Annotated in this window: 23 protein-coding genes, 1 tRNA gene and 1 pseudogene; 12 read left to right on the forward strand and 13 right to left on the reverse strand. The window is 68.9% G+C overall.

Features of this window, described 5'->3' with window-relative positions:
• A pseudogene (locus tag ACHFGS_RS00945) lies at positions 1 to 513 on the reverse strand (hypothetical protein); the annotation flags it as partial.
• 138 nt (positions 514 to 651) lie between these two features.
• Positions 652 to 1,074: an NUDIX domain-containing protein gene (locus ACHFGS_RS00950; protein ID WP_394279615.1), complete on the reverse strand. Its 423-nt coding sequence runs from the start codon at positions 1,072 to 1,074 to the stop codon at positions 652 to 654.
• A gap of 47 nt (positions 1,075 to 1,121) precedes the next feature.
• Between ACHFGS_RS00950 and ACHFGS_RS00955 the strand changes: the two genes are divergently transcribed.
• The 3 genes from ACHFGS_RS00955 to ACHFGS_RS00965 are packed head-to-tail and all read left to right on the forward strand — an operon-like array spanning position 1,122 to position 3,506.
• A complete protein-coding gene (locus ACHFGS_RS00955) occupies positions 1,122 to 2,603 on the forward strand; it encodes an SDR family NAD(P)-dependent oxidoreductase (RefSeq protein WP_394279614.1) in 1,482 nt (493 codons plus the stop codon).
• Between the two features lie 3 nt (positions 2,604 to 2,606).
• On the forward strand, positions 2,607 to 2,819 hold the full coding sequence (locus ACHFGS_RS00960) for a hypothetical protein (protein ID WP_394289061.1): 213 nt from the start codon (positions 2,607 to 2,609) through the stop codon (positions 2,817 to 2,819).
• Positions 2,820 to 2,846: 27 nt separating this feature from the next.
• Complete coding sequence (locus ACHFGS_RS00965; RefSeq protein ID WP_394289062.1) at positions 2,847 to 3,506, forward strand: SIMPL domain-containing protein; 660 nt, start codon at positions 2,847 to 2,849, stop codon at positions 3,504 to 3,506.
• On the opposite strand, the gene smpB is transcribed toward ACHFGS_RS00965, so the two are convergent.
• The 8 genes from smpB to prfB form a co-directional block, all read right to left on the reverse strand.
• The gene (smpB, locus tag ACHFGS_RS00970; RefSeq protein ID WP_394289063.1) at positions 3,507 to 3,983 is read right to left on the reverse strand and encodes an SsrA-binding protein SmpB; all 477 of its coding nucleotides are present in this window, start codon (positions 3,981 to 3,983) and stop codon (positions 3,507 to 3,509) included.
• A gap of 80 nt (positions 3,984 to 4,063) precedes the next feature.
• Positions 4,064 to 4,978 carry a permease-like cell division protein FtsX gene (ftsX, locus tag ACHFGS_RS00975; RefSeq protein ID WP_394279822.1) on the reverse strand — a complete coding sequence of 305 codons (915 nt, stop codon included), beginning with the start codon at positions 4,976 to 4,978 and terminating at the stop codon, positions 4,064 to 4,066.
• Positions 4,975 to 6,048: a cell division ATP-binding protein FtsE gene (gene ftsE, locus ACHFGS_RS00980; protein WP_394279823.1), complete on the reverse strand. Its 1,074-nt coding sequence runs from the start codon at positions 6,046 to 6,048 to the stop codon at positions 4,975 to 4,977. Before ftsE ends, ftsX begins: the two co-directional genes overlap by 4 nt.
• Before the next feature lie 79 nt (positions 6,049 to 6,127).
• On the reverse strand, positions 6,128 to 6,850 hold the full coding sequence (locus ACHFGS_RS00985; protein ID WP_394279824.1) for an anti-sigma factor: 723 nt from the start codon (positions 6,848 to 6,850) through the stop codon (positions 6,128 to 6,130).
• Positions 6,837 to 7,424 carry an RNA polymerase sigma factor gene (locus ACHFGS_RS00990; RefSeq protein WP_394279825.1) on the reverse strand — a complete coding sequence of 196 codons (588 nt, stop codon included), beginning with the start codon at positions 7,422 to 7,424 and terminating at the stop codon, positions 6,837 to 6,839. The genes ACHFGS_RS00985 and ACHFGS_RS00990 overlap by 14 nt, the downstream gene beginning before the upstream one ends.
• Positions 7,421 to 8,098, reverse strand: coding sequence for a class F sortase (locus ACHFGS_RS00995; protein ID WP_394279826.1), 678 nt, complete (start codon positions 8,096 to 8,098; stop codon positions 7,421 to 7,423). Before ACHFGS_RS00995 ends, ACHFGS_RS00990 begins: the two co-directional genes overlap by 4 nt.
• A gap of 9 nt (positions 8,099 to 8,107) precedes the next feature.
• On the reverse strand, positions 8,108 to 8,929 hold the full coding sequence (locus ACHFGS_RS01000; protein WP_394279827.1) for a DUF4397 domain-containing protein: 822 nt from the start codon (positions 8,927 to 8,929) through the stop codon (positions 8,108 to 8,110).
• A 109-nt stretch (positions 8,930 to 9,038) separates the two neighbouring features.
• Positions 9,039 to 10,148 carry a peptide chain release factor 2 gene (gene prfB / locus ACHFGS_RS01005; protein WP_394279828.1) on the reverse strand — a complete coding sequence of 370 codons (1,110 nt, stop codon included), beginning with the start codon at positions 10,146 to 10,148 and terminating at the stop codon, positions 9,039 to 9,041.
• Between the two features lie 26 nt (positions 10,149 to 10,174).
• Here prfB and ACHFGS_RS01010 point away from each other — a divergent pair, with 26 nt between their 5' ends.
• Positions 10,175 to 11,452, forward strand: a complete 1,278-nt coding sequence (locus tag ACHFGS_RS01010; RefSeq protein ID WP_394289065.1) for an MFS transporter — start codon at positions 10,175 to 10,177, stop codon at positions 11,450 to 11,452.
• Positions 11,453 to 11,608: 156 nt separating this feature from the next.
• Here ACHFGS_RS01010 and ACHFGS_RS01015 read toward each other — a convergent pair whose 3' ends face one another.
• The 3 genes from ACHFGS_RS01015 to ACHFGS_RS01025 are packed head-to-tail and all read right to left on the reverse strand — an operon-like array spanning position 11,609 to position 12,844.
• On the reverse strand, positions 11,609 to 11,989 hold the full coding sequence (locus tag ACHFGS_RS01015; RefSeq protein ID WP_394289064.1) for a pilus assembly protein TadG-related protein: 381 nt from the start codon (positions 11,987 to 11,989) through the stop codon (positions 11,609 to 11,611).
• Between the two features lie 26 nt (positions 11,990 to 12,015).
• Positions 12,016 to 12,480: a TadE family protein gene (locus tag ACHFGS_RS01020; RefSeq protein WP_394279830.1), complete on the reverse strand. Its 465-nt coding sequence runs from the start codon at positions 12,478 to 12,480 to the stop codon at positions 12,016 to 12,018.
• Positions 12,455 to 12,844, reverse strand: a complete 390-nt coding sequence (locus ACHFGS_RS01025) for a TadE/TadG family type IV pilus assembly protein (protein ID WP_394279831.1) — start codon at positions 12,842 to 12,844, stop codon at positions 12,455 to 12,457. The genes ACHFGS_RS01020 and ACHFGS_RS01025 overlap by 26 nt, the downstream gene beginning before the upstream one ends.
• Positions 12,845 to 12,963: 119 nt before the next feature.
• Here ACHFGS_RS01025 and ACHFGS_RS01030 point away from each other — a divergent pair, with 119 nt between their 5' ends.
• From ACHFGS_RS01030 to ACHFGS_RS01065, 8 genes are all read left to right on the forward strand, one after another.
• A complete protein-coding gene (locus ACHFGS_RS01030) occupies positions 12,964 to 14,307 on the forward strand; it encodes a recombinase family protein (protein ID WP_394279832.1) in 1,344 nt (447 codons plus the stop codon).
• 90 nt (positions 14,308 to 14,397) lie between these two features.
• The gene (locus ACHFGS_RS01035; protein ID WP_394279833.1) at positions 14,398 to 14,673 is read left to right on the forward strand and encodes a hypothetical protein; all 276 of its coding nucleotides are present in this window, start codon (positions 14,398 to 14,400) and stop codon (positions 14,671 to 14,673) included.
• Positions 14,670 to 14,864 (forward strand): hypothetical protein, encoded by a 195-nt coding sequence (locus ACHFGS_RS01040; protein ID WP_394279834.1) that lies wholly within the window; start codon positions 14,670 to 14,672, stop codon positions 14,862 to 14,864. Before ACHFGS_RS01035 ends, ACHFGS_RS01040 begins: the two co-directional genes overlap by 4 nt.
• Positions 14,861 to 15,259, forward strand: coding sequence for a hypothetical protein (locus tag ACHFGS_RS01045; protein WP_394279835.1), 399 nt, complete (start codon positions 14,861 to 14,863; stop codon positions 15,257 to 15,259). The genes ACHFGS_RS01040 and ACHFGS_RS01045 overlap by 4 nt, the downstream gene beginning before the upstream one ends.
• A gap of 31 nt (positions 15,260 to 15,290) precedes the next feature.
• A tRNA-Arg gene (locus tag ACHFGS_RS01050) sits at positions 15,291 to 15,362 on the forward strand.
• Between the two features lie 40 nt (positions 15,363 to 15,402).
• Positions 15,403 to 15,819, forward strand: a complete 417-nt coding sequence (locus ACHFGS_RS01055; RefSeq protein ID WP_394279836.1) for a hypothetical protein — start codon at positions 15,403 to 15,405, stop codon at positions 15,817 to 15,819.
• A gap of 129 nt (positions 15,820 to 15,948) precedes the next feature.
• Positions 15,949 to 16,155 (forward strand): hypothetical protein, encoded by a 207-nt coding sequence (locus ACHFGS_RS01060; RefSeq protein ID WP_394279837.1) that lies wholly within the window; start codon positions 15,949 to 15,951, stop codon positions 16,153 to 16,155.
• Positions 16,152 to 16,466: a hypothetical protein gene (locus ACHFGS_RS01065; RefSeq protein ID WP_394279838.1), complete on the forward strand. Its 315-nt coding sequence runs from the start codon at positions 16,152 to 16,154 to the stop codon at positions 16,464 to 16,466. The genes ACHFGS_RS01060 and ACHFGS_RS01065 overlap by 4 nt, the downstream gene beginning before the upstream one ends.
• The last annotated feature ends 74 nt before the right edge of the window (positions 16,467 to 16,540 follow it).

Below are 16,540 nucleotides of genomic sequence, written 5' to 3' on the forward strand. Positions count from 1 at the left end.
CGTGTCACCCTGAGCGAGAGCCCGGGTCAGACGTCCGGCGGCGAGGCCCGCCAGCGCGGCGACCCCGATGAACACGCCGGGCTTGCGCCGTGCGAACGACTTCACCTCGGTGAGCAGCGAACCCGGATCGCGGTCGCCGAGCCACGTGCCGATCTCGCCGGCTTTCGCCGAGACCTGACGGACGAGATCCGAACCGACGCCCTGATCGGCCGAACCGTCCGCCATCGAACCCAGTTCGTCGGCGAGTGCCCGGAGTCCGGTCGCCACCCGAGCCTGCTGGTGGCCGGCTTGCGCACGCAGCTCGCGAGTCGACTGGTGGTACAGATCGCGCGCCTGATTCTTCGCCTCCCGCGCGACGGTCTTCGCCTCGCTCTTGGCGGTGTCGACGACGCGCCCGGCTTCGCGCCCTGCCGTGGCGGCGACGCCGGAAGCCTCGCTCTTGGCGGTGTCGACGGTACCACCCGAACCCGTACCCTGCGGGACGGTCGCGCCTCCTGGAGTGATGTCTGACATGTTGCTCCTCTCGACAGCCGACCGATGCGGTCGGCGGAGTCACAGGTCTAATCGCGCCCCTCCGATGCCACAGAGGGGCTTGACGAGTCGGGAACCCTGTGCGACCGCGCGGGGCGAGACAGCCGACCGCAGAAGGGATTACGAGGACGGCGTGAGGAAGTGGTGGAGCGCGAGGGGCGCGATCTCGAGGCGCTCCGCGTCCGCTTCGGTGGCCCACTGCAGCTCGACGATCTCGGCGGCCACGCGCGGCTGCTGCGATGCGATGTCGGCGGCGAAGACGTCCGCCACGACGACGTAGCCGGGCTCATTGGCTGCCGCCGCCTCGTAGGTCCCGAGGGGGCGCAGATCCGCAGGATCCACCCGCAGGCCGAGCTCTTCGCGGAGCTCCCGGCTGAGCGTGACGTCGGCGGTCTCTCCCGGCTCGGGCTTCCCGCCCGGCTGCATGAACGCCGTGGTGCCGCGCTTGCGGACGAGCAGGAGCCTGCCGTCGGCGTCGCGGATGACCGCCGCAGAGACGCGGATCACGCGGATGCCGGGGGTCGCGGCATCCGTCCTGGTCACGGGACCACGCTAACAGTGCGCCCAGGTCGCCCGACGTAGAATCTGATGTGCTTCCCGATTCCTCCGCCGACTCCCCCGCGACTGTCCGCGGCATCGACCCCGCCGACCTCGCGACGACCCTGCGCGTGCTGGCGGCGCTCCACGAGCTCGACCAAAGCCACCCCGACTACGTCACCGTGCGCCGCGCCACCGCGGCCATGTTCAAGGCCGCGAAGAAGGTCCGCCGCCGCGAGATCCGTGACGCGATCGCCGAGGCCGACCGGGCCGTCGTGCACGCGACCGCCACCGGCGCCCCCGACCGCATCGACGACGAGACCCGCGGCATCCCGATCAGAACCCGCACCACCGCACCGACGGCGGGCACCCTGCAGAAGGCGCGCGGCTGCTACATCTGCAAGCAGCCCTACACGCTCGTCGACGCGTTCTACCACCAGCTCTGCCCCGACTGTGCGGCGCTCAGCCACGCCAAGCGCGAGGCGCGCACCGACCTCACCGGTCGACGCGCGCTGCTCACCGGCGGCCGCGCCAAGATCGGCATGTACATCGCACTGCGACTGCTCCGCGACGGCGCCCACACCACCATCACGACGCGGTTCCCCCGCGACGCCGTACGCCGCTTCAGCCGCCTGCCGGATGCCGCGGACTGGATCGACCGGCTGAAGGTCGTGGGCATCGACCTGCGCGACCCCGCCCAGGTGATCGGGCTGGCCGACGAGGTCGCCGCAGCCGGGCACCTCGACATCCTCATCAACAACGCGACGCAGACGGTGCGGCGCTCCCCCGGCGCCTACCAGCCGCTCGTGGACGCCGAGCTCACCCCGCTGCCCGACGGTCCACTGCCCGAGCTCGTGACCTTCGGCCACACCAACGATCAGCATCCGCAGGCCCTCGAGCGGTCGGTGACCGCCCACCCGATCCTCGCCGCCGCGGCATCCCGCGCCGACGAACTCACCGAGCAGGCCATGGCCGCAGGCTCCAGTTCGCTCGAGCGACTCGCGGCGGGCACCGCGATCGACGCCGGCGGCCTCATCCCCGACCTCGATCACACCAACTCGTGGGTGCAGCGCGTGGAAGAAGTCGACCCGCTCGAGATGCTCGAGGTGCAACTCGCCAACACGACCGCACCCTTCCTCCTCATCTCGCGACTGCGCGCCTCGCTCGCCGCGAGCCCCGCCGCCCGCACCTACATCGTCAACGTCAGCGCCATGGAGGGCGTATTCAACCGCGGCTACAAGGGCCCCGGCCACCCGCACACCAACATGGCGAAGGCCGCGGTCAACATGCTCACGCGCACGAGCGCCCGCGAGATGTTCGAGACCGACGGCATCCTCATGACGAGCGTCGACACCGGGTGGATCACCGACGAGCGTCCGCACCCGACGAAGGTGCGCCTCGCCGAAGAGGGCTTCCACGCCCCGCTCGACCTCGTCGACGGCGCGGCGCGCGTGTACGATCCGATCGTCCGCGGTGAAGCCGGAGAGGACCTGTTCGGCGTCTTCTTGAAGGACTACGCCCCCGGGCAGTGGTGACGCATGCGTCCGCTGCCCGAACCCGGCACGCGCGTGGTCGTGCGGTACATCCTTCCGACCGGTCAGGCGACCGACGCCCTGGGGGAACTGCTGCTGGTCGATGACGAGGTGCTCGTCGTCGACGGGAAGCGAGGCGAAGAGCGCATCCCTCGGCGTGCCGTGATCGCGGCGAAGCCCGTGCCTCCGCCCCCGCCGCCGCGTGGACGCCTGCGCTGATGAGCCCCCGCGCCTAGGCTCATCGACATGAGCGAGGTCGTCATCGCTGTCCGCGGACAGCACGAAATCCGGGTACCCGCAGAGACCGCCCAGGTGCGCGCACGCGCCGTCGCCGACGGCCCGGATCGCGCGGAGGTGATCCGCCGCGCCACCGCCCTCACCGAGCCGCTCCGCGCAGAGCTCACCGCCGCGGACGCCGCCGCAGTCCTCGAGTCCTGGTCTACAGGGCAGGTGTCGGTCTGGGGTGAGCGACCGTGGAACGATCAGGGCGCGCAGCTGCCCATCGTCCAGCACGCGTCCATCGAGGTCAGCGCGACTTTCACCGACATCGACGCGCTGTCGCGTTGGCTCGGTGATCTCGCCGAGCGCGAGGGCATCCAGGTCGACGGAACCGAATGGACGCTCACGGCGGCCACCCGCGCGCGGGTCGAGCACGATGCCGCCGTCGGGGCCGTCGCCGACGCGGTGACCCGGGCCCGCTCCTACGCTCAGGCGCTCGGCAAGACGGGTGTCGAGGCGATCGAGGTGGCCGACGCCGGCCTGCTGACCGCCGGCGACGCGCACGCCGAGCAGGCGCGAGCGAAGTCCATGATGGCGATGGATGCCGGTGACGCCGCGCCCATCGATCTGCGCCCGACCGTCCTCAGCGTCCGCGCCGAGGTGGACGCACGCTTCCGCGCGAGCTGATCACTCGCCGAGACGGTTGCGGCTGCGCATAGCCCGCTCGGCCTCGCGCTTGTCTTCACGCTCACGGATCGTCTGACGCTTCTCGAACTCGCGCTTGCCCTTCGCGACCGCGATCTCGACCTTCGCGCGCCCGTCCGAGAAGTAGAGCTTCAACGGGATGAGCGTGTAGCCGCCCGCGGACACCGCGTGCGAGAGCTTCACGATCTCCTCCTTGTGGAGGAGCAGCTTGCGGGTGCGCTTTGCGGCGTGATTGGTCCAGTGCCCCTGAGAGTACTCCGGGATGTGCACGGCATCGAGGAACGCCTGTCCGCCGTCGATGAACGCGTACCCGTCGGTGAGGTTGGCGCGCCCCTGCCGAAGCGACTTCACCTCGGTGCCGGTGAGGACCAGCCCCGCCTCGTACGTCTTCTCGATGGCGTAATCGTGGCGCGCGCGACGATTGGTCGCGATGACCTGTTCGCCGCGTTCCCTGGGCATGACCACTCCTCGTTTTCGGCGCGCACCTCGCACGACCGGCCTGCCAGTCTAGCGGAGGAGGCGCGTCGCCACGGCGTCGGTCAGGTGCGCAGCCAGCGCCGGATGGCGAAGCTGGCTGATGTCGCGGCGAGCACCAGACCGATCGCGATGATGACCGGGATCACCAGCGCGGCATCCGTCACCCCGACCCAGGTCGTCACGAAGTCCACGTTCTCGCGCAGATAGCCGTGCACGCCGAACTGCACCCCGAGGAAGATCGCGGTGCTCGCGAGCGCGGAGCCGACAAGGGCGGCGAAGACACCCTCGAGGACGAACGGCGTCTGGATGAACCGGTTCGACGCACCGACGAGGCGCATGATGCCGAGCTCCTTCCGGCGCGCGAAAGCGGACAGACGGATCGTCGTGGAGATCAGCAGCACGGCGGCGACGAGCATGAGCACGGCGATGCCGACGGCGATGTAGGTCGCGACGTTGAGCGCGTCGAACAGCGGATCGAGGTACTCCATCTGGTCGGTCACTTCTTCGACGCCGTCCATGCCGCTGAACGCCTCGGTGATGACGTCCGTCTGCGTCGGATCTTCGAGGTTGACCCAGTAGGTCTCGTTCAGCTGGGCGGGGGTGATGAAGTCGGCGTAGTCCTCCCCCATCAGATCGAGGACGTTCTGATACGCCTCGTCGCGCGTCTCGAAGCGCACACTCCGCACGACGTCGTCGAGCGCGGGGCTCTCGAGCTTCTCGGCGACCGCGGCGAGCTGCTCCTCGTCCGCGACTCCGTCGGCACACGTCGTCTGCGTCGAATCCTCACGGCACATGAACACAGCGATCTGGGCGCGATCCACCCAGTAGTCGGTCATCTTGCCGATCTGCATCTGCATGAGCATCGCCGCCCCCACGAAGGTGAGCGAGACGAACGTGACCAGCACGACCGACACGACCATCGACGCGTTGCGGCGGAGACCGGTGAACGCTTCGCCGAGGATGAGCCCGACCCTCATGCGGTGGGTCCCACTTCGTCGTCGCCGGAGCGGTCGTCCAGCCCCAGACGGTCGGCGACGCCGAGCCCGTCGATGTGGCTGAGATCGATGTCGGGGGTGATGAGCGGGATGCCGCGGGTGCCGGTGTCCGGCTCGCGGGTCACCGGAGGTTCCGCTATCTCCGTCTCTGACGTCGCGGGCGCCGCCGCCACCACGGGGACGGCGGGGAGGACCGTTTCGGGTTCGGGTGCCGGCGGCTCGGGTGCGACCTCGGGCTCTGCGGCGCGGGGCGTCGCGGCAGCAGGCTCTCCCGCGGCGATCTGCTTCTGGAGTTCCAGGACGGCGGTCAGTGCTGCCGTGGCGGCCGCGCCCTTCACGCTCTCGGGAGTGAGCGTCGGGAGACCCGACGTGTCGCCGTAGCCGCCGTGCCGCTCATCGCGGACGATGACGCCGCCGCGCAGCTCGATGACACGACGCTGCATCTGATCAACGAACCCCGCCTCGTGGGTGGCCATGACCACGGTGGTGCCGCCCGCGTTGATGCGGGCCAGCAGCTGCATGATGTCGATGGAGGTCGCCGGGTCGAGGTTGCCGGTGGGCTCGTCGGCCAGGAGGATCTGCGGCCGGTTCACGATCGCGCGGGCGATCGCGACGCGCTGCTGCTCACCGCCGGAGAGCTCGTGCGGCAGGCGCTTCTCCTTGCCCTGCAATCCGACGAGGGCGAGCGCCTCGGGGACGGACTGCTGGATGAAGGCGCGACTCGATCCGATCACCTGGAGGGTGAACGCGACGTTCTGGAAGACGGTCTTGCCCGGGAGCAGCCGGAAATCCTGGAACACCGAGCCGATGTGGCGGCGGAAGTACGGCACCTTGCGGGTGGTGAGGCTGCGCAGGTCGCGCCCGAGCACGACGACGCGACCCTCCGAGGGAGTGTCCTCACGGAGGATCAGTCGCAGACACGAGGACTTCCCCGACCCGGACGCGCCGACGAGGAAGACGAATTCTCCGCGTTGCACCTCGAATGCGACCTCGCTGAGCGCCGGTCTGCTGGTTCCGCGGTACCGCTTGGTGACAGTTTCGAACCGGATCATGACGGGTCGAGCCTAGGCGGGCGGGGTCTGGCACACGCCAGCGACACCCGCCGCAGACCGTTCTCTCAGGTGAGGCCGCTCAGCTGGAGCTCAGCGAGCCCCGGACGATCGAGTCACCGGAGTGACCGGGATCGCCGTCGGCGCTCTCCTGCGAGATGTCGACGACCGTGAAGGCATCGAGATCGACGTCGTCGGGCACCGGGAACACGCCGTCTTCACCCTCCAGGATGCCGAGACTCACCAGGTCGGATGCGTCGGCGGTCAGCAGCCACACCTCGCGATAGCCGTCGTCGGGAACGCTCGCGTCGAGTCGCACGACGACCTGGGTGTGGCCGTCGACCCGCTCGAGAGCGGCCTCGCCGTTCGCGCCCTGCCATTCGGGGAAGCCGTCGAGGGTGGCCTCCGACACGACGTCGGCGCGCGGCACGATACCGCCCGAGGCCCAGACACCCACGACGATGACGGCGGCCGCGGCGACGGCGCCGAGCGCGAGGAACATCGGACGACGGCGCAGGCGACGACCCGAGCCCCGCGCGACGTGATGGCCCGCTGCCGGAGCGGCATCCGCCCCTCCGGCCGGAGACTGCTCGAAGGAGAGTTCACGGGCGATGCTGTCCCATACATGGGCGGGCGGGGCGAGGAGCGTATCGGACGAGGCGGCACGGCCCGCGACCACGGCGCGCTGGAAGGCGTGGACCTCGCTTCGGCAGTGTTCGCACGACTCGGCGTGCGCGAGATCTTCGGGCGCGATGCGCTCACCGAGGGCGAGGAGCGCAGCGACATCGGCGTCAAGATGCGACATGGGCGGCCTCCAATCGGGTTCGCAGGCGGGTGAGACTTCGGCGGAGATGACTCTTCACGGTACCGAGTGGCAGGTTCAGCCGCTCCGCGATCTGACCGTGGGTGAGATCGTCGTAGAACGCAAGGGTCACGACGGCCCTCGCATCGGGTTCGAGGTTGGCGAGCTCGTCGGCGACGAGGATCGAGTCGGTGACGTCGGGAGCGTCGACGACCGGTTCGGGCGTCACCGCCATCACCGCCTGCTCCAGGCGGGCCGCGCGGGAGCGCGCCTCATGGGCATCGGCGATCCTGCGCCGCGCGATGGCGACCAGCCATGCGCCCAGCGGGGCGCGGTCGGCCCGGTACGAGGAGCGCGAGGTCCACGCGGAGACGAAGGTCCGCTGCGTGATGTCCTCTGCTTCGGCCGGGTCTCCGGTCGACCGGACGGCGAGGGTGTAGATCACCCGTCCCCACCGGTCGTACATCGCTTTGAGCGCTCTCTCATCCCCCGCGGCGAAACGCTCCGCGAGCTCCATATCCTCGTCGACGACGTACTCCTTCGATACCGGTCGGACGGATGCGCTCGCGATGATCATGATGCAGCCCGAGCAACCATCACCACGTTATCGCTGTAGCTGCGGGTTTGGGCATCGAATGAGCCTCCGCAGGTGATGACGACGAGCGTGGGCTCGCCGTCCCGGACGAAGAGGTCTTCGACCGGTAGCTGCGCGCGCTGGATGTAGGTCACCGTGTCGATGATGTAGCGGGTGCGTACGCCGTCGGCATCCGTCACCGTCACCTCGCTCCCGGGCTCACTCTGGCGCAGCTGTGCGAGCGGGCCGACGCCGTATTCGCGGTCGTCCACATGAGCAGCGAGCACGGTGGCGCCGGTGGCGTCGGAGGGAGCCTTCCCGAACCGGTACCACCCGGCGATGGAGGGACGCTCCGGGATCTCCATGCTCCCGTCGGCCTGCACGCCGACCGGGACGATGGGCATCTCCACGTCGAGCGCCGGGATCTCGAGACGCTCCGGGGCGACCCTTTCGGCGACGGGCTTCGGTGTCGCGGGCGAGACCGGCACCGACGCGCGGGGCGAGGGTGCCGGGCCCGCGGGCGCGGGCTCCTCAGTGCGCAGATCGGGATCCTGCGCGCTCCGCGCCGGTGCCTCGGAGGCCGGTGTGGGGGCACCGACCTCCGAGGCGGGGGCGCATGCCGTCACCATCCCGACGGCCAGGACGAGCGCGGCCGCGAAAACGGATCGAGACGACATGATCATCACTCAGCGACGAGCGGTCGCGGTGCGAGCGGCCATCGCGCCACCGGCGACGAGGGCGGCCACGAGGCCGGCGCCGCCGGCGATCAGCCAGCCGTTCGTGCCGTTCTCGGCGACGAGACCGGCCGAACCGGTGTTCACGCCGTCAGGGCCGGAGTGCAGGCCCTCGACCGTCTGCACGGCGAGCTGGAGGTTGCCGTCCTCAGCGCTGCCCCACGCGTAGACCATCGTCAGGATGCCTTCCTGGACCTCGACGTCAGCCGGCCCGATGACCGGTTCCGTCGTGCCCTCGAGGGCGACGGCGGCGCTCACGGTGCCCGCGGCCAGGTCGAGGGAGGCCTCGTCCGGGTTCGCGAGGCCGGTCACGACGGCCTCGCCGCCCGCGAGGATGTCGACGGCGGGAGCGGCGGCCACGTGACGGACCGTCAGACGGCCTTCGCCGGCGGCGGTCTCCGAGGTGTCGTTCGTGAACAGGTTGGCCGTCGGCTGGCCGTCGGCGTCGAGGTGGGCGACGGCGGTGTAGTTCATGCCGCCTTCGAGGGCGAGGTCGATGGGGCCGAGGACCGGCTCGGAGTCGTCTTCGGCGTCGGCTGCGGTCAGCGCGACGGCGTAGGTGCCGGCGGGAAGCTCGAGGGGCCCACCCAGGTCGCCCGGCTGGAAGTCGTCGATCGTCAGCTCACCGTCGACGTAGACGTCGACCGGGGTGTCGGGGATGCCGTGCAGCACCGAGAGATCGGCGGTGTCGCTGGTCGCAGCGGTCGCGGGAGCGAACGCGGTGAACGCGACGGCGGCACCGAGGGCGATGCCGGCGGAGAGTGTCTTGCGCATGAGGAACTCCTTGCTGATTCGGCGCGACCTGTTCGCGCTGTCACAGAGGTATTCCGACGCGCACCTTCATTTGGATGCACCTGAATGAAAAAACTTTTGAAATGGATTCTCAGTCGTCGGTCTTGCGCTTGCGCCAGCGGATGCCGGCGGCGATGAAGCCGTCGAGATCGCCGTCGAAGACGACGGTGGGGTTACCCACCTCGTGACCGGTGCGGAGGTCCTTCACCAGCTGCTGGCCGTAGAGGAAGTAGGAGCGCATCTGATCGCCCCAGCTCGCCGTGATGGTGCCGGCCAGCTCCTTCTTCTTCGCCGCTTCCTCTTCCTTCTGCAGGAGCATGAGGCGCGTCTGGAGGACGCGCATCGCGGCGGCGCGGTTCTGGATCTGACTCTTCTCGTTCTGCATCGACACGACGATGCCCGTCGGAAGGTGCGTCAGACGCACGGCCGAGTCGGTCGTGTTGACCGACTGGCCACCGGGGCCGGACGAGCGGAAGACGTCGACGCGGATGTCGCCCTCGGGGATGTCGACCTCCTGGGCCTCCTCCATCACCGGGATGACTTCGACGGCGGCGAAGCTCGTCTGTCGCTTGTCGGCCGAGCCGAACGGGCTGATGCGGGCGAGGCGGTGCGTGCCGGCTTCGACCGACAGCGTGCCGTACGCGTAGGGCGCGTCGACCTCGAAGGTCGCGGACTTGATGCCCGCGCCCTCGGCGAAGGAAGTGTCCATGACCTTGACGGGGTACTTGTGACGCTCGGCCCAGCGCAGGTACATGCGCATGAGCATCTCGGCGAAGTCGGTGGCGTCATCGCCGCCGGCGCCGGAGCGGATGGTGACGACCGCGCCGCGGTCGTCGTACTCGCCGTCGAGGAGCGTCTGCACCTCGAGCTGGCTGATGACCTTCTCGAGGTCGACGATCTCGCGACGGGCCTCCTCTGCGGAGTCCTCGTCCTCCATCTCGTTGGCGAGTTCGACGAGCACTTCGAGGTCGTCGAGACGCTGCTCGACCTCGGTGACGCGTTTGAGCTCGGCCTGGCGGTGGCTGAGCGAGCTGGTGACCTTCTGCGCCTTCTCGACGTCGTCCCAGAGATCGGGGGCACCGGCCTCCTCCGACAGACGTGCGATCTCGGCGTTCAAGGCGTCGACGTCGACGACTGCCTTGATCTCACCGAAGGTGGAACGGAGGGCCTGGATGTCGGCAGACGGATCGAATTCAAGCATGACACTCCAGAGTAACGTGGATGGCGATGTCCGACCGCCCCGACTCTCCCCGCGCCCGTGACGTCCTCCTTCGGTTCGGTCCGATGGTCTACGCACCGACGGCGCTCTTCGCGCTCGGCGAGGGGTCGGTCCTCCCCCTCATCCCCATCATCGCGGGCGCGCTGGGCGCCGATGTCGCCCTCTCGGCCCTCGTCGCCTCCTTGCTCGTCGTCGGTCAGCTCGGCGGCAACATCCCCGCGGGCTGGGCGGTCGCGCGATTCGGCGAGCGGACCACCATGATCGCCGCGGGCACCCTCGCGCTCGCGGTCTCGGTCACGGCGGCCCTCGTGCCCGTCTTGGCGGTCTTCGCCGCCGCTGTCTTCCTCACCGGTTTCTGTGCCGCGGCATTCGGCCTAGCCCGGCACTCGTTCATGACGACCCGCGTGCCGATCATGTTCCGCGCCCGCGCTCTGTCGTTGCTGGGCGGAACGTTCCGCTTCGGGATGTTCGCCGGTCCCTTCGTCGCTGCTGCGCTCGTCGCGGTCTTCGGCGACGAGCGCGTGACGCTGTGGTTCTTCGCGGTGTGCCTCATCGCACTCATCGGCCTCGTCGCGTTCGGGCCCGATCCCGAGGTGCAGAGCGCCCCCGTCACGGCTCGCCGGAGCGCCGATGTCGAAGACTCCGGCGAACCGGTGACGGGCTCGATACCCGTCGCGGAGCGTATCGGGGTCTTCCGCACCATGTTCCGGCACCGCACGGTGCTCGCCCGGGTGGGCCTCGCCGCGGCCGCGATGTCGGCGGTGCGCTCGGCACGCCAGGTCGTCCTCCCGCTGTGGGGCGTGTCGATCGGTCTCGACGCGTCGACGATCGCGCTCGTGGTCGGCATCGCCGGGGCGATCGATTTCACGCTCTTCTACGCCAGCGGTCAGGTCATGGACCGGTTCGGCCGGTTGTGGGCGGCACTGCCCTCGATGATGCTGATGGGTTCGGGGTTCCTCGCTCTCGCCCTCACCCACGAGACCGCTTCGCCCGAGATGTGGTTCGCCCTCTTCGCCGCGGTGATCGGCGTCGGCAACGGGCTTTCCAGCGGCATCCTGCTGACCGTCGGGGCCGACCTCGCTCCACCGGACGATCCGGCCCCCTTCCTCGGGTCCTGGCGCACGTTGACGGATGCCGGTGGCGCCAGCATCCAGCTGATGGTCAGCGCCGTGACGGCGGTATCGTCCTTGTCATTCGCTGCGGGCGGAGTGGGGCTGATCGGGCTTCTCGGGGCCGTCGCATTCCTCCGCTGGCTCCCGAGGTTCACTCGCGGACCAGAGCGCTGAAAGGACTCGACGCGGCGATCAGCTGGGAGGGCCAGGGCATCCGGTACACCGTGGCGCTCGAGGGCGCAGGGTTCGAGCGCGTCGAGGAGACGTCCTATGACGCCTTCGAGGCGATGCGGTGAACCGAGCCCGTCCCCCGATCCGCCCGAGCGCGGCTCAGCGAAGCGCGGTGCGGCTGGTCGCGGTGGCCTCGAGCCGCACTCCTTCCGGTACGAACAGGGTCGTCACGGGAGGGCGCCACCGCGTCGTGACCGTGACGCGCGCCGAGCGACCATCGGGGGTCTCCGCATCCACGACTGCAGCGTTGCCGTAGGCCGCGACGAGCGCGACCGCCTGCTCGTGGACCCCGTCATCGGTGAGCGTCGCCACCGGTTCGCCGTCCGCGACGTCGAGGGTGAACCCGTCCGCACCGGCGACGGCGGCGGCATCCGCCACAGCCTGCGTGCGCTTGTGCGCGAGGTACAGGCTGGTCGCATCGACACAGACCGCTACGAGGACGATCGCGAGCAGCGCGTAGCCGATCGTGAGCAGCAGCACGCTCCCTTCGTCGTTCGCCCCGCGATTCATCCGTCCGTCCAATACCGCGACACCTTCTGGACCGCCGTCGACTCAACCTCGATGGCGGCGGCCGCGTCTAGTCCGAGGATCGGCGGCACGAGCGGCAGGGCGACACTCGACGACACAGTGACCCGGAGGGTGCGGCCTGCGGCGGGGCACGCTCCGGCATCCCCCGCACAGGCCACCGTCACACCGACGGCATCCGCATCGATGTCGTATTCGTCGACCAGCGCGCCCAGAATGCGATCCGCCCGCGCACCGGCGGACGCAGCGTCCTCTGCGGTCGCCACGCTCCGTGCAACGTGGCGCGCGGCGGACTCGACGCCGAGCGCGTGCTGCTGGATGATACCGAGCGTCACGATCAGGTAGACGAGCGGCACCAGGAGCACCACACCGCCGACGATGAACTCGAGCGACCCCGAACCGCGGTCGTCATCGAGCAGGTCAGTCCAGGCTCTCCGCGGGTGCATGAACCGTCACCTCCCATCCGCGCTCGATGCCGAGGAGACCGATGAGGGGAAGCCGCGTCGTCACCGTCACGGCGATCGTCTCCTCCCCCAGCGCCGACGACTCGACGGCGGTGGCGCTCTGGAGGAACCCGTCGCCGACGGTGCGGGCGACGATCTCCTCCGCTCGCACCGCTCCGGCATCCGTCTCCACATCAGCCAGCGCTGCGTGATACGCCCCCTCGACGGCGGCATCGTGAACGACATTGCGAACGTACACCGCGAGCCCCATCTGGAGAACGGCGAGCGTCAGCGTCGTCAGCAGCACGCTCACGAGGAGGAACTCGACGGGCGCACCGCCGCGTTCATCGGCGAGAAGCGTGCGCATCGGACTCAGAAGCTGGCGACCTGATCGATCGCCTGCTCGAAGAGCTGCGCGAGCGCAGGGCCCGCAAGCGCCCAGATCACGACGACCAATCCGGCAGTCACGTTGCTAGGGTGATTCGCATGGCAGTCATCTACACCCGGATCTCGCAGGACCGGACCGGCGAACAGGCCGGCGTCGAACGTCAGCTCAAGGACTGCCGCGCCCTCGCCGCAAAGCTCGACCTCACCGTCGACCACGTCTACACCGACAACGATGTCTCAGCGACGTCCGGGAAGTCGCGCCCCCAGTTCGAAGCGATGCTCGCCGCGCGACCCGCCGCGATCATCGCCTGGCACCAGGACCGTCTGCTGCGCCTCACGAGCGATCTCGAGAAGGTCATCGCCCTCGATGTGCCCGTCTACACGGTGACCGCTGGCACCCTCGACCTGACGACTCCCGCGGGCCGCGCTGTCGCTCGCACGGTCGCAGCGTGGTCGACCTATGAGGGCGAGCAGAAGGCGACCCGGCAGCGCGCCGCAAACGTCCAGCGCGCCGAGGCCGGCGCCTACAGCTTCTCGCGCCGTCCGTTCGGGTACGAGCGACGGGAGGGTCGCGTCGAGATCGTCGATGCAGAGGCGGCGATCGTTCGTGAGGGGTACGCCCGATACCTTGCGGGAGAGTCTTACTACACGATCGCGAACGACTGGAACGAGCGCGGCGTCCCGACCTTCACCGGACGGTGGTCGATGGCGCGAGTCCGCGCGATGCTCCGCAACGAGCGATACGCCGGGATCGTCACCTACCGGGGCGAGCCTGTCGCGGCTTCGGAGATTCAGTGGGAACCGATCGTGGACCGCGAGACATGGGATGCCTACCTGCGGATGCGCGGCCGGCGAAAGCGCGCCGGGGACTGGTCGACGCAGACGAAGCACCTCCTCAGCGGAATCATCTTCTGCGGCGTGTGCGGCGGTCGACTTCTTGGACGACCCGACCACGGGACACAAAAGTACGCGTGCACCTCGAACTGGTGCGTCACGCGCCGCGCAGCCGACGTCGACGAGCTAGTCGAAGCCGTCGTGATCGCCAGGCTGCAAGATCCCGCAGTGACCTCGAGGCTGAGCGCGTCCAACGACACGGCCGAGATCGAGCAGGAGATCCAGTCCCTCCGCGGGCGCCGCGACGATCTCGCCGCGCTGCTCGCAGACGGCATCCTCAGCCGCGCAGCGGTCACCGATCAGGGCCGAGCACTCACCGCGAAGATCGATGCCGCCAGCAGTCGCCTGGACGCGCTGAGAGCCGCGTCCCCCCTTACCGATCTCGCGATGGCGGCGAGCGTCCCCGAGAAGTGGGAATCGCTCCCCCTCCCGACGAAGCGCCTCGTGATCCAGTCGCTCATGAGGGTCACGGTGCACAAGGTCAGACCGGGGCGGCGACCCTTCGACCCCGAAAGCATCGAGATCGATTGGCTGTCGGAGCCCGCCTAGAGACTTACCGGCACCCGCCGGCAAGAAAGAGCCCCCGCATGAGCTGCAACTCAGCGAGGGCGAGATCATCCCCTACAGAAAGAAGAGATCATGACCATCATCGCAGATCAGGCGGCATTCACTCCCGAGGCCGAGATCATCGGCCCGTTCGCGAAGGCGATCGCGAAGGAGATCAGTAAGCGCATCGACGGCATCTACGTCGCGGAAGCGCTCCGCATCTGCCACGCGCTCGAGATCACCGTCGCCGAGTTCTGGGCGCTTCTCGAGGGGAAGGTGGACATCACCGCGAACCAGATCGAGTGGATCGCCGATCACCTGCGCGTGACGCCCCAGGAGCTCGTCGCGGCCGCGGAGATGAATGCATGACCGCCGTCGACGCCCGGTTCGCGGGCGGCTCGATCATCATCGACCAGGGGCACGCGACTTACGACCCCACGACGAAGCTCGTCACGATCAACGCGCCCGACTGGGATGCCGCACTGTTCCCGCATGAGGCGCGCCAGCTCGCGGCAGCGCTCACCGCTGCCGCTGCCGAGGCCGAGAGGCGCACAGCATGAGCGCGTCGACGCGGTACAGCGACTACACCGCCACCATTGGCAGCGACTACACGTCGGACTGCTACTACGAGGAGTACGTGAACGATCCGAGCCTCACGATCCGCGTGTTCTACACCGTGACACGCATCCCGTCCCGCAAAGAGTTCGTCATCCGGTTCCTTCGGAACGCGACCCCCGACGATCGCACGCTCATCACGAAGAGGCTGCTCCCCCGCGTCGCGCACTTCTTCAGCAAGTGGGAGGGGACCATGCCAGGCGGCATTGCCCGCGCTCGTGTTCCTGGCGCGACGGCGTGGCAGTACCGCATCACTATGGGTAAGGCGGTCAACGATCCCCTCGTGCAGCTCGAACTCGAAATGATGATCGACCTCACACGGGAGGCGTCGATGAACTGATGAGTGAGGTGTCCCACCTGGGACACCTTCCCCCTCGGTAGCTCAGTGGATGAGCGACGACCTTCTAAGTCGGATGACGCGGGTTCGAATCCCGCCCGAGGGACAGCAAGCGGCCAGAGTGGACACATGACAGGAGAGCGAACGTGACGAAGGATCTTCAGCAATGGTGGCGGGCGGTCACCGCCGAGGGGCGACGCGTCGAGGACCTCGCGCACATGCCCTCCGCGGTCGCCCTGGTAGCCGAGCGGATCAAGGCCGACGGTCACACAGCAGCAATCCGCATCATGTGCAGTCGGCACAAGACCGGCTGGGAGGTCGCGCTAAAGATCGAAGGCGCCGCGATCCGCCCTGTCTTCATGCGCCAGAGCGCAGCCGCGCCCAACAGCCTCCAGGGCGTCACTCTCCGCGGACTCGAATGGCCGTCCTCCTACGACATCACGTGCGCCTCGTGCGGGCGGTACACATCAGTGAAGGCGTCCCGGCTCTTGTATCTGGCTATCCAGGCGGTCCTGCCCGACACGCGCACCGGAAATGCTCCGCACCTGTTGTCCATCACATAGACTTCATGCAGTTGTAAGGGCGGTGACCGTCCTCAAAGGTCACACAGCAGGGCCTCCGACCGGAGGAAGTGGCTTACCGGCTCCCAGTGAAGCGTCAGCAATGCTGACCGTCACTAGGGAGCCTTTCCTATGTCGGCATCATCCGTCGTCATCGCCAGGAACCGCCTCGGAGTCGCAGCCCGCCGGGGTAACCCCGCCACGATCGCAGAGGCCCGCCGCGATCTAGCCACCGAGAAGATCGCCGCCTACGTGCAGCGAGTCGTCGCCGAAGCGCCACCGCTCAGCGACGAGCAACGCGACCGCCTCGTCGCCATCCTGCGAGGGGGTGCCGTTTGAGCGCCATCACCACCCGACCGGGTACGACAACGGTCGACGAACTGCTCCGATACGCGGCTCACCGCTTCGCGACCGCCGGTGTCGAGTTTCGCGCCCCCCGCATGTCGAAGCTGATCCGCCGTGCCGGCCTCAATGTCGCGCGCGAAGCGATCGACACCCACCTCACCGAGCTCATCACCCGTGAAGACCGAGACCGCTCCTGGGACGGCTTCGAGCAGCGCGCGACAGCCGGCTACGTCGACCCCACCCCGGCGCTCGCCGACCGCAACCTCCGCGCCGCCGGCTGGTACGACCGTCAGGTGGCCCCGTGAATGCCGAAACCCCGGCAGGGCCGGGGCTCGAGAACCTTGCTGGCGGGCGGGTTCACTCACAGGATACGACCGGA

The organism is Microbacterium sp., assembly GCF_043427715.1.
Classification (GTDB): domain Bacteria; phylum Actinomycetota; class Actinomycetes; order Actinomycetales; family Microbacteriaceae; genus Microbacterium.